At 69.0% G+C, this 21,150-nt stretch carries 17 protein-coding genes, 1 tRNA gene and 1 pseudogene; 5 read left to right on the forward strand and 14 right to left on the reverse strand.

Annotation, left to right across the window (positions count from 1 at the left end):
* From RJ05_RS00180 to RJ05_RS00200, 5 genes and pseudogenes are all read right to left on the reverse strand, one after another.
* A pseudogene (locus tag RJ05_RS00180) lies at positions 1-492 on the reverse strand (penicillin-binding protein 2); the annotation flags it as partial.
* The gene (locus RJ05_RS00185) at positions 492-1,979 is read right to left on the reverse strand and encodes an FtsW/RodA/SpoVE family cell cycle protein (protein WP_036531471.1); all 1,488 of its coding nucleotides are present in this window, start codon (positions 1,977-1,979) and stop codon (positions 492-494) included. The pseudogene RJ05_RS00180 and the gene RJ05_RS00185, both read right to left, overlap by 1 nt.
* Positions 1,979-3,457 (reverse strand): PP2C family protein-serine/threonine phosphatase, encoded by a 1,479-nt coding sequence (locus RJ05_RS00190; RefSeq protein WP_036531474.1) that lies wholly within the window; start codon positions 3,455-3,457, stop codon positions 1,979-1,981. Before RJ05_RS00190 ends, RJ05_RS00185 begins: the two co-directional genes overlap by 1 nt.
* Entirely contained in the window at positions 3,454-3,921 is a 468-nt protein-coding gene (locus RJ05_RS00195; RefSeq protein ID WP_014348331.1) for an FHA domain-containing protein FhaB/FipA, read from the reverse strand. Before RJ05_RS00195 ends, RJ05_RS00190 begins: the two co-directional genes overlap by 4 nt.
* Before the next feature lie 201 nt (positions 3,922-4,122).
* Positions 4,123-5,487, reverse strand: coding sequence for an FhaA domain-containing protein (locus tag RJ05_RS00200; protein WP_036531476.1), 1,365 nt, complete (start codon positions 5,485-5,487; stop codon positions 4,123-4,125).
* Between the two features lie 212 nt (positions 5,488-5,699).
* On the opposite strand from RJ05_RS00200, the gene RJ05_RS00205 reads away from it, so the two are divergent.
* A tRNA-Leu gene (locus RJ05_RS00205) sits at positions 5,700-5,782 on the forward strand.
* A 59-nt stretch (positions 5,783-5,841) separates the two neighbouring features.
* Here RJ05_RS00205 and RJ05_RS00210 read toward each other — a convergent pair.
* Positions 5,842-7,236 carry an FAD-binding oxidoreductase gene (locus tag RJ05_RS00210; protein ID WP_036531479.1) on the reverse strand — a complete coding sequence of 465 codons (1,395 nt, stop codon included), beginning with the start codon at positions 7,234-7,236 and terminating at the stop codon, positions 5,842-5,844.
* 296 nt (positions 7,237-7,532) lie between these two features.
* On the opposite strand from RJ05_RS00210, the gene RJ05_RS00215 reads away from it, so the two are divergent.
* Positions 7,533-8,300 carry an SDR family NAD(P)-dependent oxidoreductase gene (locus tag RJ05_RS00215; protein ID WP_036531481.1) on the forward strand — a complete coding sequence of 256 codons (768 nt, stop codon included), beginning with the start codon at positions 7,533-7,535 and terminating at the stop codon, positions 8,298-8,300.
* 15 nt (positions 8,301-8,315) lie between these two features.
* Here the strand turns inward: RJ05_RS00215 and RJ05_RS00220 are convergent, their stop codons facing one another.
* The gene (locus RJ05_RS00220; protein ID WP_036531484.1) at positions 8,316-8,966 is read right to left on the reverse strand and encodes a class I SAM-dependent methyltransferase; all 651 of its coding nucleotides are present in this window, start codon (positions 8,964-8,966) and stop codon (positions 8,316-8,318) included.
* Positions 8,967-9,118: 152 nt separating this feature from the next.
* Between RJ05_RS00220 and RJ05_RS00225 the strand changes: the two genes are divergently transcribed.
* The gene (locus RJ05_RS00225) at positions 9,119-10,519 is read left to right on the forward strand and encodes a hypothetical protein (RefSeq protein WP_051016006.1); all 1,401 of its coding nucleotides are present in this window, start codon (positions 9,119-9,121) and stop codon (positions 10,517-10,519) included.
* A 681-nt stretch (positions 10,520-11,200) separates the two neighbouring features.
* Here RJ05_RS00225 and RJ05_RS00230 read toward each other — a convergent pair.
* Positions 11,201-12,199, reverse strand: coding sequence for a stage II sporulation protein M (locus tag RJ05_RS00230; protein WP_036531487.1), 999 nt, complete (start codon positions 12,197-12,199; stop codon positions 11,201-11,203).
* Positions 12,200-12,242: 43 nt separating this feature from the next.
* Between RJ05_RS00230 and RJ05_RS00235 the strand changes: the two genes are divergently transcribed.
* Entirely contained in the window at positions 12,243-13,046 is an 804-nt protein-coding gene (locus RJ05_RS00235) for an RDD family protein (RefSeq protein WP_036531506.1), read from the forward strand.
* Between the two features lie 230 nt (positions 13,047-13,276).
* Here the strand turns inward: RJ05_RS00235 and RJ05_RS00240 are convergent, their stop codons facing one another.
* Genes RJ05_RS00240 through RJ05_RS00260 form a run of 5 tightly spaced genes read right to left on the reverse strand, consistent with a single transcriptional unit; the run spans position 13,277 to position 18,048 of the window.
* Positions 13,277-14,584: a DUF58 domain-containing protein gene (locus RJ05_RS00240; RefSeq protein WP_036531490.1), complete on the reverse strand. Its 1,308-nt coding sequence runs from the start codon at positions 14,582-14,584 to the stop codon at positions 13,277-13,279.
* A gap of 3 nt (positions 14,585-14,587) precedes the next feature.
* Entirely contained in the window at positions 14,588-15,571 is a 984-nt protein-coding gene (locus RJ05_RS00245; protein ID WP_036531492.1) for an AAA family ATPase, read from the reverse strand.
* Positions 15,568-16,611, reverse strand: a complete 1,044-nt coding sequence (locus RJ05_RS00250) for a DUF4129 domain-containing protein (RefSeq protein WP_036531495.1) — start codon at positions 16,609-16,611, stop codon at positions 15,568-15,570. The genes RJ05_RS00245 and RJ05_RS00250 overlap by 4 nt, the downstream gene beginning before the upstream one ends.
* The gene (locus tag RJ05_RS00255) at positions 16,608-17,480 is read right to left on the reverse strand and encodes a hypothetical protein (protein ID WP_249040449.1); all 873 of its coding nucleotides are present in this window, start codon (positions 17,478-17,480) and stop codon (positions 16,608-16,610) included. The genes RJ05_RS00250 and RJ05_RS00255 overlap by 4 nt, the downstream gene beginning before the upstream one ends.
* Before the next feature lie 25 nt (positions 17,481-17,505).
* Complete coding sequence (locus tag RJ05_RS00260) at positions 17,506-18,048, reverse strand: TetR/AcrR family transcriptional regulator (protein ID WP_036531497.1); 543 nt, start codon at positions 18,046-18,048, stop codon at positions 17,506-17,508.
* Between the two features lie 86 nt (positions 18,049-18,134).
* Between RJ05_RS00260 and RJ05_RS00265 the strand changes: the two genes are divergently transcribed.
* Complete coding sequence (locus RJ05_RS00265; RefSeq protein WP_036531500.1) at positions 18,135-19,670, forward strand: MFS transporter; 1,536 nt, start codon at positions 18,135-18,137, stop codon at positions 19,668-19,670.
* Between the two features lie 69 nt (positions 19,671-19,739).
* Here RJ05_RS00265 and RJ05_RS00270 read toward each other — a convergent pair.
* The coding region (locus RJ05_RS00270; protein WP_036531512.1) for an adenylate/guanylate cyclase domain-containing protein at positions 19,740-21,150 on the reverse strand (1,411 nt) is incomplete at its 5' end.

Consider the following 21,150-nt stretch of genomic DNA (forward strand, 5'->3'; position numbering starts at 1 on the left):
CTCGATCGCGACCACCGATCCGGTGTAGCCCTTGCTGGTCAGCTCGTCGTAGGCGACCTGCTGCATGACCGGGTCGATGGTGGTGACCACATTGCCGCCGCGCGGATCGCGTCCGGAGAACAGATCGACCAGGCGGCTGCCGAACAGCTGATTGTCCGAGCCGTTGAGCACCGGATCCTCCGCGCGCTCGAGCCCGGTGCTGCCGTACTGCATCGAGTAGAAGCCGGTCACCGGCGCGAACGCCTCCGGCGCGGTCGGATAGGTGCGCAGGTATTTGTAGCGGTCGTCGGTGGCGACCGAGCTGGCGAGCACGGTGCCGCCGGCCGAGATCTGGCCGCGCTGGCGCGAGTACTCGTCGAGCAGCACCCGGGAGTTGCGTGGATCGGCGCGCAGATCGTCGGCCTTGATGACCTGGACATAGGTGATGTTGGCCAGCAACGCGACGACCATGACCATCACCGCGACGGCGACCCGGCGTAGGGGAGTGTTCACTACCTCGGCCCCCCTTCCTGACGGTTCTGATCCCGCCGCACCATTTCGGTCGGCGCCTCGGCGATCGGCAGTGGTGCGGCTTCCTTCTTGCGGACCGGCGCGGGCGCGCGGGCCGCGTCGGAGATCTTGATCAGCAGGGCGAGCAGCGCGTAGTTGGCCAGCAGCGACGAACCACCATAGGACATGAACGGCGTGGTCAGACCGGTCAGCGGGATCAGCTTGGTGACACCGCCGACCACCACGAACAGCTGCACCGCGATGGTGAACGACAGCCCGGCGGCCAGCAGCTTGCCGAAGCTGTCGCGGACCGCGAGCGCGGTGCGCATACCGCGAGTGATGAACACCAGGAACAGGATCAGCACCGCGGTCAGGCCGATCAGGCCCAATTCCTCACCGATGGTGGTGACGATGAAGTCGGTCTTGGCGAACGGCACCTGCGAGGGGCGCCCGCTGCCGAGCCCGGTGCCCGCGAGTCCGCCGGTGGCCAGGCCGAACAGCGACTGCGAGATCTGGTAGCCGGTGTTGTTGTAGTCGTCGAAGGGGTGCAGCCAGGTCTCCACGCGCACCCGCACGTGCCCGAACAGCTGATAGGCGAAGACGAATCCGAGCGCGAGCAGCCCGCCGCCGATGATCAGCCAGCCCACCCGTTCGGTGGCGATGTAGAGCATCACCAGCACGGTGCCGAAGATCAGCAGCGAGGTGCCGAGATCCTTCTCGAACACCAGGACGCCGATGCACACGATCCACACCGCGAGGATCGGGCCGAGATCGCGGGCCCTCGGGAACTCCATGCCGAGGAAATGCTTGCCCGCGGCGGTGAACAGGTCGCGCTTGGCCACCAGGACCGAGGCGAAGAAGATGATCAGCAGGATCTTGGCGAACTCGCCGGGCTGCATGCTGAAACCCGGCAGCCGGATCCAGATCTTGGCGCCGTTGGTTTCGGAGAAGCGGCTCGGCAGCACGGCCGGAATCGCCAGCGCGACCAGCCCGATCAGGCCGAGGGTGTAGCTGTAGCGGGCCAGCGTGCGGTAGTCGCGCAGCACGATCAGCAAGGTGATGAACACGATCGTGCCCAGCGCCGTCCACAGGATCTGCTGGGTGGCGTCGGGGGAGGGGATCGGCCAGTCGTTGTAGGCGGCGGCCTGCTGATCGGCCAGGTCGAGACGATGGATCAGCACCAGGCCCAGGCCGTTGAGCAGCGCGACGATGGGCAGCAGCAGCGGGTCGGCGAACGGGGCGAAGCGGCGGATCGCCAGGTGCGCGATCGCGAACAGAGCGAGGTAGGCCAGACCGTACTTGGCGATATCCCAGGTGATCGACTGCTCCTGGCTGGCCTCGACCAGGAACAGCGATGCGGTGGTGACCACTGCCGCGAAGCCGAGCAACAACAGCTCGTTGTTGCGTCTGGTGCTCGGCGCAGGTGCGGGAGCGAAGCCGCCCGGGGGACTCGGATAGGCCCCGGCGGACGGTGGTGCCGGTGCGGACATCAGTCCGTCACCCGGCAGTTCTCCCCCGCGGTCTGGGGCTGGGTCGGCGGAGCCGTGGTGGTCGGCGGCGCGGGCGTCGGGGTGGCCGAGGCCGGCGGCGCGCCTTCACCGTTGGGTGCCGGAGCCGGGGGCGCGGTGGTGGTCGTGGGGGCGGGGCCCGTCGGCGGAACGACCGGCGGCGCGACCACACCGGGCTGCGGCACCGAGCTCTTGGTGTCGCACGGCGGCAGCAGTTCCCGGTCGGCCAGTACGGCCATCTGGTCCTTCGCCTTGTCCAGCGAACCGGGCGGCAGGCCCTTGTCGACCTGATCGCGTCCGGTCTGCTTCAGGTCCTCGACCTTCAGCTCCTGGCAATCGGCGGGCATGTCCGCATCGGCGCCGACCAGCGTCAGCTTGCCGTCGGCTGCCACACAGCCGACCAGATCGACCTCATGGATCGAATAGCCGAGGATCGAGCCGGGCAGCCCGCGCATGACCACGACGCGGTCGTTGTCGGCGCCGACGTAGTAGTTGGACCGGATCATCTTGTATCCGACCAGCAGGCCGACGCCCACCGCGGCCACCAGCGCGACCGCGAGCAGGATCCAGCGCAGCTTATGGGATTTCGCCGCGGGCGGCGGTTCCGGTGCGGTGGCGGCCCGGCGCGGCGCTGCCCGCGGTGGGCGCATGGCGGCGGCCCGGCCCGCGGCGGTGTTCGGCGGCGGAGTGTCCTCGTCCTGGCCGGACGCCGCGCCCGCGACGATGGGATGGCTCTGCCCGTAATCCAGATCGATGACGTCGGCGACGACCACCGTGACGTTGTCGGGACCGCCGCTGCGCAAGGCGAGTTCGATCAGCCGGTCGGCGCATTCGTCGGTGCTGCCCTCGCGCATGGTGTTGGCGATGGTCTCATCGCTGACCACATCCGAGAGCCCGTCCGAGCACAGCAGATACCGGTCGCCCGCGCGCGCCTCACGCATCACCAGGGTCGGCTCGATCTCGTTACCGGTGAGCGCCCGCATGATCAGCGAACGCTGCGGATGCGTGTGCGCCTGCTCCGGGGTGATCCGGCCTTCGTCGACCAGGGACTGGACGAAGGTGTCGTCCCTGGTGATCTGGGTGAGCTCGCCGTCGCGCAGCATGTAGGCGCGCGAATCGCCGATGTGCACCAGACCGAGTTTCTTCCCGGCGAACAGCATGGCGGTGAGCGTGGTGCCCATGCCGTCGAGTTCGGGTTCCTCTTCGACCTGATCGGCGATGGCCGCATTGCCCTCACGGGTGGCGCGGTCGAGCTTGCCGAGCAGATCGTCGCCCGGTTCGTCGTCGTCGAGGTGGGCGAGCGCGGCGATCATCAGCTGTGAGGCCACTTCGCCCGCCGCGTGTCCGCCCATGCCGTCGGCGAGGGCGAGCAGGCGGGCACCCGCGTAGACGGAATCTTCGTTGTTGGCCCGGACCAGACCGCGGTCGCTGCGCGCTGCGTAGCGGAGAACAAGTGTCACGATCGGAGCTCGATCACAGTCTTGCCGACCCGGACGGGAGCGCCGAGCGGAACACGGACAGCGGTGGTGACCTTCGCGCGGTCGAGATATGTGCCGTTGGTCGAGCCGAGATCCTCGACGTACCAGTCGTCACCACGCTGTGACAGCCGCGCATGTCTGGTCGAAGCGTAGTCATCGGTGAGTACCAGCGTGGAATCGTCCGCACGGCCGATCAGCACCGGTTGGGTGCCGAGGGTGATGCGGGTGCCGGCTAGTGAACCTTGAGTCACCACAAGATATTTGGCGCCCTTCTGGCCTCGGCGCAGGGACGGCAGTACCGCGGGACCGCGCGCGGCCCTCGGCTGGACCCGGATGCCGGAGGCCGCGTAGATGTCGCTGCGCAAGGTTCGCAGCACCGCCCACACGAACAGCCACAACAGCAGCAGGAAGCCCGCACGGGTCAGCTGCAGGATCAGTCCCTGCACGGCGCTCCACCTCCTGTTCGACCGTGTGTCGGTGCCGTAGGTGTGGTTCGACCCACCCCCACCGCTGTGCTGGTCTTGCCGGCTCCGTATGCGGTGCCTCGCGTGTGTGGGCACATCATAGGGCCGTCAGCCGATACGGACACGCCACGACCGCCCAATTCCGGACAGTCATGTCGTGACCTGCATCGCGAGCTTACGGGATCAGACGATGCGGATCAGGATCTCGGAATGCCCGGCGCGGATCACATCACCGTCGGCCAGTTGCCAGTCCTGCACCGGGGAACCGTTCACCAGAGTGCCGTTGGTCGAGCCGAGATCCGACAGCATGGCGGTCTGCCCGTCCCAGCGAACCTCGATGTGCCTGCGGGAGACACCGGTGTCCGGCAGGCGGAAGTGCGCGTCCTGGCCGCGGCCGATGATGTTGCTTCCCTCACGCAGCTGGTAGGTGCGGCCACTGCCGTCGTCGAGCTGGAGGGTTGCCGAATAACCCGAGCCGGCCGCGGCGCCCGCCGCGTAGCCACCGCCCGTGTAGCCGCCCTGCGCGCCGTAACCCGGCTGCTGGGAGTACGCCTGGCCGTAGCTCTGATCGTCGCCGTAGCCGGCCTGATCGCCGTAGCCCGGGTCGGCATAGCCCTGGTCGGCGTATCCGGCCTGGCCGTAGCCCTGCTGGGCTCCCTGCGGGCCGTAGCCCTGCTGGGCGCCGTAGGCGGGGTCCGCGTAGGCCTGATCGCCGTAACCGGGTTGTCCGGCGCTTTGCTGACCACCCGGGGCCGGTGCGTAGCCCTGGTCGGCGTAGCCGGGCTGACCGTAACCGGCATCGGCCTGACCGTAACCCGGTTCGCCGTAGCCACCCTGCTGGCCGTAGGCCTGCGGACCGCCCTGCTGGTAGTCGTAGCCGTTCTGGTAGTCGCCACCCTGGTAGTCGCCGTAACCGCCCTGCGACTCCGGCGCACGATAGTCGGCGCCCGCGCCGTACGGCGCGCCCGAACCGTAGTCCTCGGGGTACGCGCCGTTCTGCGGCCCGCGTCCCGCGGGCGGGGGTGCGTACCCGCGGTTGCGTGGATCGGACTCCGCGGGCTCACGGCTCGGGTCGTAGCCAGAGTTCTGCGTCATGGGGCCAGCTCCTGGTTGCGGGTGTGCGGGTCGTTGTGGCGGGGGTTCCGGGCTGCGAGCTGCGGGAGCCGCACGGCCGACGTCGGGATCGACCCGGCCGCTCGCCCTGAACTGTCCGGTGTGCAGCGTAGGGGATGCCTCGAACGCCACGTGTACTTCGCCGTAGGTCTGCCACCCTTGTTCGCGGATGAAGTCCTGCAGATGCTTGGCGAACGCGCGCGTCGTGAGGTCGTGATCGGCGTCGAGCTGCTGATGATCCGACGAGTTGATCGTGATCACATAACTGTTGGGTGCGAGCAGATGCCCGCCGTCGAGTTCCTGGACGTGATCGGCCGCCTCGCGCTGCAACGCCGCCTCCACCTCCTGCGGCACGACGCTCCCACCGAAGACCCTGGCGAACACATCACCGACGGCGCCTTGCAGGCGACGCTCGAATCTCGAAACGATGCCCATCTCGGCCCTCCCTTCGGTGAGATGTCTCCTCATTCGCAACGACGACACGCGGACGTGGCGTGTCGTTCAACGAGCACGTTCTTTGCATGATATCCGCGATCGTCTACACCTGTAACTGATGGAACTCGCCGCGGGTTCCCGCGGGTCGCCGGGGAGGGTGGACCGCGATTTCGTATCCGGGCCGGCTCCGTGATACTGTCTCCGAGTCGCTCGGGCGAGTGGCGGAATGGCAGACGCGCTGGCTTCAGGTGCCAGTGTCCTTCGGGACGTGGGGGTTCAAGTCCCCCTTCGCCCACAGATGCGGAAAAGCCGCAGATCAGATTCGTCTGATCTGCGGCTTTTCTCGTTTCCGGGTCAGGCCGGCTTGATGTTGGCGTTGCGATGCAGCACATTGCCCGGGTCGTACTTCGTCTTGAGCGCGGCCAGCCTCGCGTACTTCGCACCGTAGGACCTACGGATCAGCTCCTCACTCGGTTCGGCCATGAAGTTGATATAGCCCGCCGGATTCGACGACAGCGGTTCCAGCGCCTTCCAGGTCTGCCTGGCCCACTGTTTGTCGGTCGCGAGCACCTCGGGTTCGGTGGCGACGGCCGCGATGTTCACGACGTAGTGCGGTGTGCGCGCCCCGCCGAAGGCCGTGTCGTCGACGCCGACCGCGGAGAACGCGCCGTCGAGGCAGAAGCACGGCATGAACGACAGCGGCGAGGTCTTCTTTCCGATGCTGTCGGTGATGATCGCGATCGCCTCATCGGAGATGTCGTCGATATCCAGGGCCTTCTCATAGCCGAGAATTCCCCAGGGGGCGGCGTTGTCGAGCAGGCTCTGCAACGCCGTGTACGGCATGGGTGTGATGAATTCGAACAGCGGCGGCAGCGCGTCGCGGATCGGCGCCACCATCCGCGCGTGTTCCTCGGCGGTGCCGAACCCGGCCACCAACAGCGCATAGCCAGGCATGAGGTGGTACTGCTCCGGCACGAACGGCTCCGGCGGCGCGGACAGGCCGAGTGCCATCAGCGCGCCGGCGCGCTCGGGCAGGGTCGGGAGGAACTCGCGGCACATCCGCAGCATGTCGGCGCCGGCAGAGCTGTCCCAGAAGAACAGCCCGAAATGGATCTCCGGTCCGAGCCGGTGCAGCCGGAATTCGAACTCGGTGACCACGCCGAAATTGCCGCCACCGCCGCGCAGGCCCCAGAACAGATCGGCGTTCTCCTGTTCGGAGGCGCGCACGATGCTGCCGTCGGCCAGCACGACCTGCGCCGCGGCCAGGTTGTCGATGGCCAGGCCGAAAGTGTGGGTGAGCCAGCCCATCCCGCCGCCGAGGGTCAGGCCGCCGACGCCGGTATGGCTGATGGTCCCGCCGGGTACGGCCAGCCCGTGCGCCTGGGTGGCGGCATCCATGTCCGCCATGGTCGCGCCGCCGCCGACCCTGGCGAGCTGTGCCTCGGGGTCGACCACGACCTGATTCATCGCGCTGAGGTTGATCATCAGCCCGTCGTCGACGGACGAGGAGCCGCTGAAGGCGTGGCCGCCACCGCGCACGGCGATCTCGAGTCCGTGTTCGCGGCCGAAGGACAGGGCCGCGGAGACATCGTCGGCGGACAGGCAGTCCGCGATCATCGCCGGGTGCTTGTCGATATCGCCGTTCCAGAGTGAGCGCGCGGTGTCGTAGCCCGCGTCGCCGGGGCCGTGGACCGACCCGCTGATCATCGAACGCAATGCGCCCAGACCGGAGTGCAGTGTTCGTGTCATAACTTTCTCCCGCATTGTGTGGCCCCCGCTGAATGCGAAGCCGGGCACCGCCACCGGCTTCCCGCGACACCCACCTGGCAGCTGGTGGGCTGCGCTCGAACTCTTGCTCCGAGCTGAGGTGTGATACGCGGCACGTCGTCGGGAGGTTCATCGTGGTCTGCGTCCGGCCTCGGTCGATGGGGGTGAACCTGGGGTGCGGGTGGCCCTGTCGTGGTCATGGAACGCGTTGCAGTTTCTCGCCGCGGAATTCGCTGAACAGGGTTGACTCGCGATAAGAACCTGTTCTAATTCATGGCATGCGCAGATTTGACGGCCGCCGGGTGGTGGTAACAGGTGCCGGATCGGGTATCGGACAGGGCATCGCATTGCGACTGCTCGACGAGGGGGCCCAGTTGGTGGCCGTCGACATCGACGAGCCCGGCCTGGCCGCGACCGCGGACAAGGCAGGCGACGCCGCCGACCGGCTGCGGACGGTCCGGCTCGACATCGCCGACCAGGAATCGGTGCGCACCGGCACCACAACCGCCCTCGAGTTCCTCGGTGGGCTCGATGTGCTGGTGAACTCCGCTGGCATCCTGCGCCCCGCCCGCACGCATGAGATGCCGCTCGACGCCTGGGACACGGTGATCCGGGTGAACCTCACCGGCACCTTCCTGATGACCCAGGCCGCGCTGCCCGCCTTGCTCGAATCCGGGCGCGGCGTGGTGGTCAACCTGTCGTCGACCGCGGCGTTCCAGGGTTCGCCGTACCTGGCGGCCTACGCGGCGTCCAAGGGCGGCGTCGCCAGCTTCACCCATGCGATCGCGCTCGAATACGCCAAGCAGGGCCTGCGCGCGGTGAACATCGTGCCGGCGGGCATCACCAGCGGGATCACCACCAAATCGATCCTGGAGCAGCCGGAGGGTTTCGATCCGAGTCTGTTCGCGCGGCTCACCGGCTGGCTCAACGGCGGCGCGCTCGGCAGCCCGGAGGACATCGCCGGCGTCGTCGCGATGGTCGCCTCCGACGACGGCCGCTATATGACGGGCACCGAGATCCGGGTCGACGGCGGCGCCCTGATGTGAGCTCCGGTGCGGTGGTCAGGACGCGGCGGGCCGGGCGATCAGCAGATGGAACGGGATCGGCGGGTTGGGGATCCGCCGGTGCTCGACCGTGCAGCCTGCCGCGCTCAGGGTGTCGATCACCTCGGCGACCGGGCGCAGGGTGAACCCGTAGCCGGTGAACGGCATCTTCCGCATCGCATCCGGATCGCCGATGCCGATCACCAGCCTGCCGCCGGGGCGGATCACCCGTGCCAGTTCGGCGCAGGCGGCGGGCCGGTCGTCGACGAAATAGATGGTGTTGCAGGTGATCGCGGCGTCGAGACTGTCGGTGTCGAGCGGCAGCGCGGTGAGCGAACCCTCGGTCAGGCGCAATCGGCCCGCGGCGATGTCGCAGGCGAAACCGGACTCGGCCCGGTCGAGCATGTCGGTGGAGATCTCGACGCCGTGCACGACGCCACCGGCGCCCACTCGATCCAGCAGCTTTCTCAGGCCGGTGCCGCCGCCGAAACCGATATCGGCGACGACCGGTGCGCCGGGCTGTTGTTCGAGGGCCGCGTCGACGGCCGCCGCGATGGCACGACCGTTGCCGCGGTTCAACACCGGTGCGACGACCTTGCCGAGCAGGCCGTGCGGATTGCCGAGCTGGCCGGCGACGGTCGACAGGATGCGGTCACGGAGCCCACTCATGCGGCCATGGTATCGACGCCCGGCGCGATCGAACGGGCGATGATCGACGGTGCGGCAATACTGTTCCCGCGCGGAAGATCCTGGCCGGTGTGCGCGGCGCAATCACGTCAGCGTCTCCAATAGGACGGCAAGTCGAACGAAAGGCGGTCGCCATGGGCGCACCACTGGCCCTGCTCGCCACCTGTGTCCTGATGAGTGCGGGCAGCGCGAGCGCCGCACCGGCGTGGGGGCCGCTCGCACCGCCCAATCCGCATCTGGGACCGCTGGGTACCGCGACCATGCACGGTGACGCGGGCTCCTCGGACGCGACACCACTGGCCGGACCAGGGACCGGCAAGCATCCGGTGACGATCTATCCGCTGGCCGCCGCCTGCCCGACCTTGTTGCAGGGCAACGACGGCCTGGTGTTGGCGCTGTGCACCGCGATCGCCGGACGGGAGCCGACGGTGTTCCTGATCGATCCGCAGTCGCCGGTCGGCCTGCCGCTGGCCTCGCTGACGTTGACCAAGGGCAGTCTGCTCGGCGGCGTGTACGCCTACCTCGACAATGCCGACCGTCTGGTGGTGGTCGACGGCAACCGGGACCTGCTGCGGATCGGCCACAGCCGCACCGGACTCGGCCGCTGGAAACTCTCGGTCGACTCCACGGTGGCACTGGCCAGCTCGATTCCGGCGGACGACAACGTCACCGGGCTGGTGCCGGATTGGTCCGGCAATGTCTGGTTCGCCACCGGTGGCGGGGTGGTCGGCTTCGTGCGGCCCTCCGGATCGGTGGCGGCGATGGCGCTGCCCGGCGGCGAGCAGGTGGCCAACAGCATCTCCGCCGCGCCGAGCGGGCGGGTCGCGGTGGCGACCACGCACGCGCTCTACGAACTCCGGGCCGGCGGCTCGGGCCCGGAAGTGTTGTGGCGCGCGCCCTATGAGCGTGGTTCGGCGCGTAAACCGGGGCAGCTGAGCTGGGGGACCGGTTCCACCCCCACCTATTTCGGCCCGCGCAGCGGTGCCGAGTACCTCACCATCGTCGACAACGCCGACGGCCGGGTCCGGCTGCTGGTGTTCCGCTCCGGCGGCGGCGAGTTGGTCTGCACCCAGCCGGTGCTGACCGAAGATGGTGCGGGCAGCGAGAATTCGCCGATCGGCATCGGCCGGTCGGTGATCGTGGCGAGTACCTACGGCTATCCCTATCCGGCCGTGCCCGAGGACGCCGGCCCCGCGGTGCCGCCGACCGCGCCGTTCGCCGGCGGGCTCACCCGAGTCGATGTGGACGACAACGGTTGCCGCACAGTGTGGGACAGCCCGGTGCGCAGCGCCGCGGTGCCGCATCTGTCCACCGCCGACGGCTCGATGTACACCGTGTCGCGGATCGGATTGCCGACGACGACGCCGCTGGATGGTTACGCGCTGACGGTGATCGACCCGGAAACCGGTGGCGTGCTGGCGAACAGTGTGCTGCCGCCGACGATCGTCGGAGATCCGTTGCAGATGTCGGCGCTGATCACGAAGAGCGGCAAGCTCTTACAGGGCACCGTCACCGGGATCGTCCGGGTGGGCTGAAGGCCGCCGGATCTGTCCGATTCGGCCGTTTAAACCTCTGATGAGGCGAAGATCACACTGCCGATTTCAGTAACTCCGATGGTGCTGATCCGTGCCCGTCATCGGGCTCGCTGATCGCATTGCGGCGACCGGATAACCCACCGGTTAACTGTGTATTGGTACATGTAGATCGCCTGCTACACGATGCTGATCGTGTTTGTTCTGTGATAAACAAACCTGTGGTCGCTTTCTCGCCACGCTTCGTTCAGCTATCCCCATTATCCACACTGAATCCCCAGGTAGCGGGCCGTCTTGTGAGTACCGACCGGTAGCGGACATGAGGGCGTGGCTAATCGCCTGCGGGTGTCCGGCCGTAGCGAGTCCGTGACCTCGAAAAACGAAATGCAATTGCAGATGAAAGGACCAAATCGCGGTTCACATCGGGCGCTGCGAGTTAGCTGGAACCATGAAAATCGAGGTCTTCACATGGGTTTGCGGGCGGTCTGCTTTATACGCTTGACAGCCGCGCAGAGGGTTGCGTGGGCATAACGATTGTGTAGAGTCAACGGCAACGCTGGCCGCAGCTGAGCACGACTCGCTGCGGCCAGCGGAACTCAAATGGGGGAGTTCATCACCGATCTGATTCCCGGCGTTGCCAACGGTTGCCGGAGCCGTGATCGCTCACGGTGTGCTCGGCGATGGCTACCGCCGGCGGTCCACCGCAACAGCTACCGTCTGGTCGGTTTCAGAACGGTCTCGTTCCAGCGCCGCCCGCCGGCCCGCACCGAGCACGTACAGCAGAAACAGCGCCTCGGCCGCGAACCCGATCGCGATCCGAAGCGGCGCGGGCAGACCGCTCGGAGTCACGAAACCCTCCAGCAGCCCCGCCACCAGCAGCACGCCCACCAGGCCGAGCGCGATCGTGGCGGTGGTCCTGCCCTGCCGCGCCACCGCCTCCAGCCGGCTCGACCGACCCGGATCGACCAGCGTCCAGCCGAGTTTCAGCCCCGCACCCCCCGCGACGAAGACCGCCGTCAGCTCCAGCGTGCCGTGCGGCAGGATGAACCCGAAAAACGATTCCAAGCGCCCGGCTTCGGCCATCAACCCTGCCGTGACACCGAGATTGAGCGCGTTCATGAACAGCAGGTACAGCGCGGGCAGGATCAGCACACCGGTGAACAGCGCGATCGCCGACACCCAGGCGTTATTGGTCCACACCTGGGCCGCGAACGCCTCGTTCGGATGCTCGGAGTAATAGGTCTCGAACGCGCCGCCCGGCGCGGTGATCGCCTCGGTATCGACGGGAATACCGAGAACCGAACGCGCCGAATCGGACTCGGCCACCCAGCCGGCGATGCCCGCCGACACCAGCAGGAACATCGCGGCCACCGACACCCACCACGGCCACGCGCGATACACCGCCGCCGGGAAGCGGTGGGTGAAGAAGCGCCCGATCTCCGACCAGGTGTCGGCCCTGGTACCGAGCACCTTCGCGCGTGCCCGCGCCAGCACCGCGCTCAGGCCCGCTACCAGCTCGGGATCCGGGCTGTGGGTCTGCAACCGGGCCAGCTGCTGTGAGGTGCGCCGATACAGTGCGACCAGCTCGTCGGCCTCGGCGCCGGTGAGGGTGCCCTTGCGGGCCAGGAAGTCCAGCCGGTTCCAGGACCCGCGATGCGCGTAGCCGTATGCGTCCACGTCCATTCGGTTGCCTCCCACTCCCGCTCTGGCAAGAATGCTAGGCGACATGGCTGAGTTCACCACCGGCGAAGCAGTGGCCCTGGAGCTGCCCATCGCGCGCATCCCCACCAGGGCGGGGGCATTCTTCGTCGACGTGCTCGTCCAGTTGTTCGTCGGCTGGATGCTGATGCTCGGCATCGTCTCGATCCTGCTGCCCAGCGACATCGACTCCGCGTGGCTCGCGACCGCGGTGCTCGTCACCGTGGTCACGGTGCTGGTCGGCTACCCGGTCGCCTGCGAAACGCTCAGCCGCGGCCGCACCCTCGGCAAGCTGATCTTCGGGCTGCGCGTGGTGCGCGCCGACGGCGGTCCGATCGACTTCCGGCATGCGCTGACCCGCGGGCTGGCCGGCGCGATCGTCGACTTCTGGATGCTGGGCGGGTTCGGTGCCATCGCCATGATCAGCTCGCTGTGCTCGCCCAACGCGCGCCGGGTCGGCGACGTGCTGGCCGGCACGGTCGTCGTGTACGGGCAGCAGCGGCTGCCGATCCCGGCGCTCGCCGTGCCGCCGCCCTGGCTCGCGGATTGGGCCACCAGACTCGATCCCACCCCGCTGCCCGACGATCTGGCGCTGGCGGTCCGCAAGTACCTGACCCGGCTGCGCACCCTCACCCCGGCCGCACAGGCCGACATCGGTAACGCCCTCACCGATGCCGTCTGCGCTCGCCTCGGCATCTCCCGGCCAGGCGACTATCCGCCGCCGCAGATCCTGGGCAGCATCATGGCCGAGCGGCAGCGTCGCGCACTGACGGCGCCTGCCGCGGCACCGCCGGTCCTCGGGTGGGCGGGACAACCCGCCATCGCCCGGTAGCCGCCCCGCCCGCACGTGCCGGGCATGAGATTCCGGCCGCCGATGAGGTTGTCGCACGTCCAGGTGGCAGCGCGGCGGTTGCCGCTTCCTGCACAGATCGATCAGCGGGTGGCCCGCTCGCGGGCCTCGCGACGGTTCGGCTGAGACAGCCGGCAGCCCGCGTACTGCCCGCCCGCGGAATAGGGCGCGCCCGAGGTCGACCTCCTGCGGGGCACGGGAGTGTTCCTCGACTACATCCCGCCCGATTGCTTGAGCTCGAGGTACTCGTCCGCGAGCGCTTCGGGCAAACGCTCGGGTGAGGCCGCCACCACATCGATTCCGGTTCGGCGCAGCGACTCCTGCACCAGCGCGCGTTCGGCCAGCAGAGATTCGGCCGCAGCCGCTCCGTAGAGCTCGGCAGGATTGTCGCGGCGCCTGGCGGCCGCGGCGACCTCCGGATCGGTGACCGAAACGATCAGCACCCGATGACGGTGGGCCAGCACCGGAAGCACCGGCATCAGGTTTTCCTGCACCGCGGCGCCGTCGAGGGTGGTGAACCAGACGATCAGGCTGCGCCGCCGGGTGCGGTCGATGGCGGCGCGCACCAGCGCGGCGGTATCGGTGTCGACCAGCTCCGGCGTCACCCCGGCCAGGGCGTGCATCAGCTTCGATTGCAGGCGTCTGCCGCCGATGCCACGCACCTCCGCGCGCACCTGGCGGTCGAAGGCGAGCAGATCGACCGAATCGCCGGCCGCGGCGGCCAGCCCGCCCAAGAGCAGCGCGGCCTCGATGCTCGCGTCCAGCCGGGTGCCGTCGGCACCCCCGACGCCCACCCGGCCGGCGCTGACGCGGCCGGTGTCGAGCAGCATGAGCATGTGCCGGTTGCGTTCCGGACGCCAGGTGCGCACCAGGACGTCGGCCGCCCGGGCGGTGGCCCGCCAGTCGATGGTGCGTACGTCGTCACCGGCGACATATTCGCGGAAGGAATCGAATTCGGTGCCCTGCCCGCGCATGTTCGCCACCGTGCGGCCCTCGAGATGTTGCAGCCGTTTCACTTTCGAGCGCAGCAGTTTCTCACTGCGGAACGGTGGCAGCGCACGGACCCGGGCGGGCACGCTGTGCCGGGTCTGCCGTCCGGCCAAGCCGAGCGGGCCGATGACGCGCACCGTGATCGGCCCGGCGACCCGATCCCCGCGCTGGGTGGGGGTGAGGGTGGTGCGATAGCGGGAGCGGGTGCCCGGCTCGAGGTCGAGACGGTGGGTGCGCCCGGCGGCCTGCGCACTACCGGGCCAGTCGTCCCACAGCATGCCGCGGACGGTGCGTGGACCGGTATTGGTCACCACGATCTCCACGTCGGTGCTGCGCCCGAGCCGCACCACCGTCAGCGGATCCCTGGTCAACGTCAGCGTGGCGGCGCTACCGGCCGCACCGAGATCGACGAGCACCGCGACCACCAGCAGCGCGCTCACCGCGGCGACGCCCAGCCAGGAGGGCAGCACGAAGGTGACCACCAGCGCCGCCGCCACGGCGACCGCGAACAACCGACCGGTGACGACCACGGCCTACACCGGAACCGGGACCGCGTGCAGTAGCGACCGCACGATGCCTTCGGTGCTCACCCCGTCGAGTTCGGCCTCCGGACGCAGTTGCAGCCGATGCCGCAGCACCGCCACCGCAACGGTTTTCACATCGTCCGGGGTGACGAAGCCGCGCCCGTTCAACCAGGCGAACGCCCGCGCCGCCGCCATCAGCGCGGTGGCGCCACGGGTGGAGGCGCCGTGCTGCACGGCCGGGGCCGCCCTGGTGGCGCGGCAGATGTCGACGATGTAGGCCAGCACCTCTGGACTGATCGTGACACCGCTGATCGCGGCCCGCCCGGCGGCGATATGCGCCGGACCGGCCACCGGCCGCAGACCGGCCGCGGCCAGATCGCGCGGATCGAACCCGCCGGCATGCCGTTGCAGGATGCGGAATTCGTCGTCGCGTTCGGGCAACTGGATATCGACCTTGAACAGGAAGCGGTCCAGCTGCGCCTCGGGCAGGGGATAGGTGCCTTCTTGTTCGATCGGGTTCTGGGTGGCGACCACCACGAACGGGTCCGGCAGCGGGCGCGGGGTCCCGTCGACGGAGACCTGGCGCTCCTCCATCGACTCCAGCAGCGCGGACTGGGTTTTCGGCGGCGTGCGGTTGATCTCGTCGGCCAGCAGCAGGTTGGTGAACACCGGGCCGGAGCGGAAGGTGAATTCGGTGGTGTGCGGGTCGTAGATCTGCGATCCGGTGACGTCGCCCGGCATGAGATCCGGGGTGAACTGCACGCGCGAATGCTCCAGATCCAGCGCGGTCGCCAGCGCACGTACCAGCAGCGTCTTCGCCACGCCCGGAACGCCTTCGAGCAGCACGTGCCCGCGGCACAACAGCGCGAGCACCAGATACATGACGGCGTTGTCGTTGCCGACCACCGCTTTGCCGATCTCGGTGCGCAGCGCCGCGAACGCGGCCGCCGCCTCCTCGGCGCTGGGCGCCTTGCTGGTGTCAATGCTGGTCACGAGACCTCCGCTTCGATCCATTCGAGTTGCGCGGCAACCATTTCCAAGGTGTGTTCATCGGGTACCGGCCCGTACAGGGCGGCGTACACCCAGTTCGGGTCCGCGCCGGTGCGTGCGGTGAGTGCGGCGGTCACCTGGTCCGGTGCGGTATCGGCGGCGACCCCGAGCGGCGTTCGCACCCGGCGCAGGGCGGCCGCACGTAGTTTCGCCGCGACGTATTCGTAGTCCTTCGACCGCCGGTACAGCGCCGCCTGCCCGGCGAGCAGCTCATTGGCGGTGACCTCGACCGGGCGCGGCTCGCCGACCAGCGCACCACGCCGTCGCGCCCGCCACCACACCAGCAGGGCGCCCGCGATGAGGAATTGCAGACCGCCGAAGGCGACGGGGGCGGGCAGGCGTTCGAAGATGGAATCCGATCCGGTGCCGAAATCGGGGTCGACGTCGTCGGGATAGTCGGGTTCCGGCAGATCCGGCGGAATATCGGGCGGCGGGGGAGCGTCGGGGGCACCGCACGATTGCAGCACTGCCCACAGCAGCAGGATCAGCACGGCGATGCCCGCGAGGGTGGCCCAGAACTTCGGGGCGCGCAGCAGATCCGGCAGCGGCGGCAGGCTCGGGCGGGTGCGTGGTTTTCGTTCGTCGGCGTCGACTTCGCGAGGCTCGGTCGCCGGGGGTGGTGCCGCCGCGGAGAACTGGTCGACGAATTCGAGCCTGCGGTATTCGTCCTCGGTCGCGTGTCTGCCGCCGTAGACGACCTCGTCGAAACTGTGCGCGGCCGGGCGGAATTCGTCGGCGTGCTGCACCGGAACGGCCGCGGCGGTGACCTCGTCCGCGGTCTCGGCTGCGGTGCGGGACCGGCGGATGTCGAGCAGGCCGCGCTGTTCCAGCCCGCGCAGGGTGGCCCGGAAGCGTTCCCGCAGGGCCGCGTCGTAATCACGGCGCTCGAGCGCGGATTCGGCGGCGGCGCGGTGATCGGCGGCGGAGCCGAGCCGAGGTGGTCGCGGCGCCGTCGCGTTGTCCGGGGTGTTCGGTTCGGTCATCGCACCCCCGCGCCGAGCGGCAGCCGGATATCCATACCCTCGCGGCGGCAGCGACGGTCCACATAGACGACCACCCGGGGCGCGGATTCGACTACCTCACCGAACGTGACGATCAGCAGCACCGCCGAGGTCGTCAGGACGATCACCGCCCACCGATGGGTGCCGGAGAAATCGGAGAGGAACCACGGGATGCCGAGCAGCGGCAGGGCCGTCAGCAGCAGCAGCGCGCGGACGCACAGCCACAGCCAGACCGTCGGCCACTGCGTCCCGGCGATCAGCAGTTTCGAGCGCGCCACCGCGGCCCGATGATTCGCGCCCTCGGCGAATATCACCGGCACCGTCACGAAACGATTCGCGCGCAACCAGCCCAGCCACAGCAGCGCGAACGGCACCCCGATGATCAGCACCGTGCCGAGGCCGAGGACCGCGAGGCCGACCAGCGTGAACAGCGACCCGAACAGCAGTTGCGGGCCCAACCGCGCGCCGGACCGCCGCAGTGCGGTCCGCCAGTCGGTCGGCGCGCCATGGACCGCGGCCGTGCCGATCGCGGTGGTGAGTCCGCGCATCGCGAACCGCACCAGCCACGCGCAGATCAGGGTGCTGACCACCACTGTCCACGCGACCGCGGCATCGTCGTCATCGGACAGCCGCGAGACTCCGGCCGTCACACCGGCGATGACGAGTTCGGCCGCGACGATCAGGATCGCACCGAACCCGGCCAGCGGGCGGATGGCCGACTGGATGAGCGCGAACGGCGTATCGAGCAGTTCGCGGAAGGTCATCGGACGGATCGGCACCGTCGTTCCGAGAGACCCCGGCACCGGATCGTTCCCCGCCCCGACGGCACCGGCCGTATCGGCTGGTGGCACGCGGCCGAGTCTAACCGGTCACCGGTCAGCGCAGCAGATGCTCCACCACGCGCCGGTACCGCTCCGGGTCGATCGGCGGCAGCCCGAGCAAGGCGCGCAGATAGATTCCGTCCCCGACCAGCCGCACCAGATCCGCGCGCACCGGATCGTCGATCTCGGCGTCCAGGCCGTCGGACCAGGAGTTCATCATCTCGGCGAGCGCTTGCTGGACGACGTCGGTCTCCGGGCCCGCGGTGGCGTCGACGGTGCGCATGGTGGCCAGCAGCGATCGGTACAGCTCCAGTTCGAGGGCTTCGTCGGTGGATTCGGTGTTCGGAATCTGCAGGTACCACTCGGCCACCGAGCCGCCCGCGGCGACCGAATCGGCGAGCTGGGTGCGGGCGCGCTCGGTCAGCCGCCGGACGAGGCCGGCGAGCAGCGCGTCCTTGCTCTTGAAGTGATAGAGCAGCCCACCCTTGGACACGCCCGCGGCAGCGGCGACGTTCTCGAGGGTCACCTGGGACATGCCCTTGTCCAGCAGCAGCGTCTCGAGGGCGTCCAGGATGCGATCGCGGGTGGTTGTTGTCACCTGGCTAACTGTACCGGCTGGACGGTAATGTTTAGTACTGTACCGTCTGGACGGTTTACGACGAACGACGAAAGTCGAGAAGGATCATGGACATCACCACGGGGACCGGCCCCGACCTGCGCGAAACCCCGCCCCGCGCCACCACGCGGGACTGGATCGGCCTGGCCGTGCTGGCCCTCGCCCTGCTGTTGCTCGCGGTGGACGCGACCGTGCTCGATATCGCGGTCCCCGCCATCAGCGCCGACCTGGCCCCGAGCACCACCCAGCTGCTGTGGATCATCGACGTCTACTCGTTCGTGCTGGCCGGCCTGCTGGTGATGATGGGCAACCTCGGCGACCGGATCGGCCGGCGCAGGCTACTGCTGATCGGTGCGGCGGGCTTCGGCCTGGCCTCGCTGCTGGCGGCGTGGTCCGTGAGCCCTGAAATGCTGATCGCGGCCCGCGTCCTGCAGGGCGTCACCGGCGCGACCCTGATGCCCGCCACCCTCGGGCTGATCCGCTCGATGTTCCTCGACCCGCGTCAGCGCACCTTCGCCATCGCGGTCTGGGGTGCGATGGCCGGTGGTGGCGCGGCGGCCGGCCCGCTGCTGGGCGGCTGGCTGCTCGAGCACTACTGGTGGGGCTCGGTGTTCCTGGCGAACCTGCCGGTGATGCTGGCGTTGGTCGCGCTCGGACCGCTGCTCATCCCGGAGTCGAAGGACCCGAACCCGGGCCGCTTCGACATCCCGAGTGCGGTGCTGTCGATGCTGGCGCTGGTGCCGTTCGTGTACGCGGTCAAGGAGTTCGCGGCGCACGGCGTGAGCGCGGTGCCGATGGTCGCGGGTGTGATCGGTGTGGTCGCCGGCGTGCTGTTCGTGCGCAGGCAGCGCACCCTCGACCAGCCCATGCTCGACCTGCGACTGTTCGAGGTGCCGCAGTTCCGCACGGCGGTGCTGACCAACCTGCTCGCGGTCTTCGCGCTGGCCGGTGTGCTGTTCTTCGGTTCGCAGTATCTGCAGCTGGTGCTCGGCCGTTCGCCGATGCAGGCGGGATTGCTGTTGCTGCCCGGTCTCGCGGCCAGCGTCGTCGGCTCGCTGCTGGCGGCCGTGCTGGTGCAGCGGTGGCGGCCGACCGCGGTGCTCGGTGGCTCGCTGGCGGTGGCGGCACTCGGTGCGGCGCTGTTTCTCTGGGTGAGCGCCGACGCCGCGACCGGCACCGCGCCGTTCGTGCTCGGCTTCGGGCTGATCGGCACCGGCGTCGGCATCGCGCTGACGGTGTCGTCGGATCTGGTGGTCAGCTCGGCTCCGGTCGAGCGCGCCGGTGCCGCGGCGGCCATCTCCGAGACGGCCTATGAAACCGGTATCGCGCTCGGTGTGGCGCTGCTCGGCAGCATGGTGATGGCGGTGTTCCGCAACGGGCTCGACCTGTCGCAGCTGCCGTCGGAAGCCTCCGGCGCGGCCGCCGAATCGCTGGGCGGTGCGGCGGATCTGGCCCGGCAGCTACCGGAGGCGGCGGGCTCGGCCCTGCTGACGTCGGCGCACGAATCCTTCGTCACCGGTATCCACCTGGCCTCGATCGGTATCGCGGGCGTGCTGCTGGTGGCGGCGGTGCTGGCGTTCCGCTCGCGGGCCGCGCGGAACTGACGGGGTCGAGAGGCGCTCGGCTGTCCGGGCGGTATGCCGGCCCGAGCGCTATCCCTTCGTGCGGCGCACTCACTTCGCCCGGGGCCGGGCGAGTTCGGTGCGTTGGGTGCGGCCGCGCAGGGTCACCGACTCGCCGAGCTTCCAGCGCGATGCCTCCTCGGCATCGGCGGCGGAAATGGTGGTAGCCGAGCTCAGCAGCAGGCCCGAATCCTGTTTGGCCAATTCGCACAGCCGGGCGGCCTCGTTCACCGCGTCCCCGATGACGGTGAATTCGTAACGCTGACGGGCGCCCACATTGCCGGCGACCACCCGTCCGGCGGCCACGCCGATGGCGGCGGAGAAATCGGAGGTGTGCTCGTCCAGGCGGGCGCGGATGGCGCCGGCACAGGCCAGCGCGGCGCCCGCGGCATCGGGCAGCGGCGCCGGGGCACCGAAGACCGCCAGCGCGGCATCGCCTTCGAATTTGTTGACCAGCCCGCCCTGCCGTTCCACCTCGTCCACCACGATGGCGAAGAACTCGTTGAGAATCGCGACGATCTCGGTGGCCGGGCGGGTCGCGGTCAACGTGGTCGAGCCGATGATGTCGATGAACAGCGCCGCGGCCTCGCATTCCTGCCCGCCCAGCTGCGGATTGCTGCCGATCGCCGCGACCGCGACCTCATGGCCGACGTGTCTGCCGAACAGATCGCGGATCTGTTCACGCTCGCGCAGCCCGTGCACCATCCGGTTGAAACCGCTTTGTAGCTCACCCATTTCGGTGCCGTCGTAGACGGTGACCGCGACATTCAGATCGCCGCCCTCCACCTGCCGCAATGCCCGGCGCACCCCGCGGATCGGCGCCACCGTCGCCGCCGAGGCCTGCATCATCAACAGCATCCCGAACACCAGGGTCGCCCCGCCGAGGGTCAGCACGCAGACGGCCATCCGCTCGGTGCTGACGTCGAACCCGGTCAGCGACAGCAGCGCGACCACCATCGACAGCGCCACCGGCACCGCCGAACCAAGCAGCCACATCAGCATGGTCCGCCCGAACACGCCGATGCTGTGGATGACCCGCCCCGGCGCGGCATCGAGCACCCGCGCCGTCACCGATCGCAGCGCGAACTCAGCGATCAGATAGCTGTTGGCGCACACCACGATCGCGCTGAACCCGATGCCGAGCACGATCTTCGGGATGAGCGCCGGATCGGCGAGCCCGTAGAGCAGGCTGAGCACCACCGCGCCGCCGAACCACAACCACGCCTGTTGCCATACCAGCCGTCGCGGCACCCGCACCGCCGCACGCTGTTCGGCCTCGGTGGGCACATGCTCGGGATCGATCGCCCACCGCAACGTGCGCAACCCCGCCATCGTCCCCCACAGCAGCCCGACCACCACCGCCAGCGTCGCGTACACCGGCGCGGCAATCGCATTGAGCGGCAGCAGCCGCAGCGTGAAGATCGTCGGCCCCGGCAGCACGAACCCGATCAGCACGATCGCC

It is taken from the genome of Nocardia cyriacigeorgica NBRC 100375, from assembly GCF_000308555.1.
Taxonomy (GTDB): domain Bacteria; phylum Actinomycetota; class Actinomycetes; order Mycobacteriales; family Mycobacteriaceae; genus Nocardia; species Nocardia cyriacigeorgica.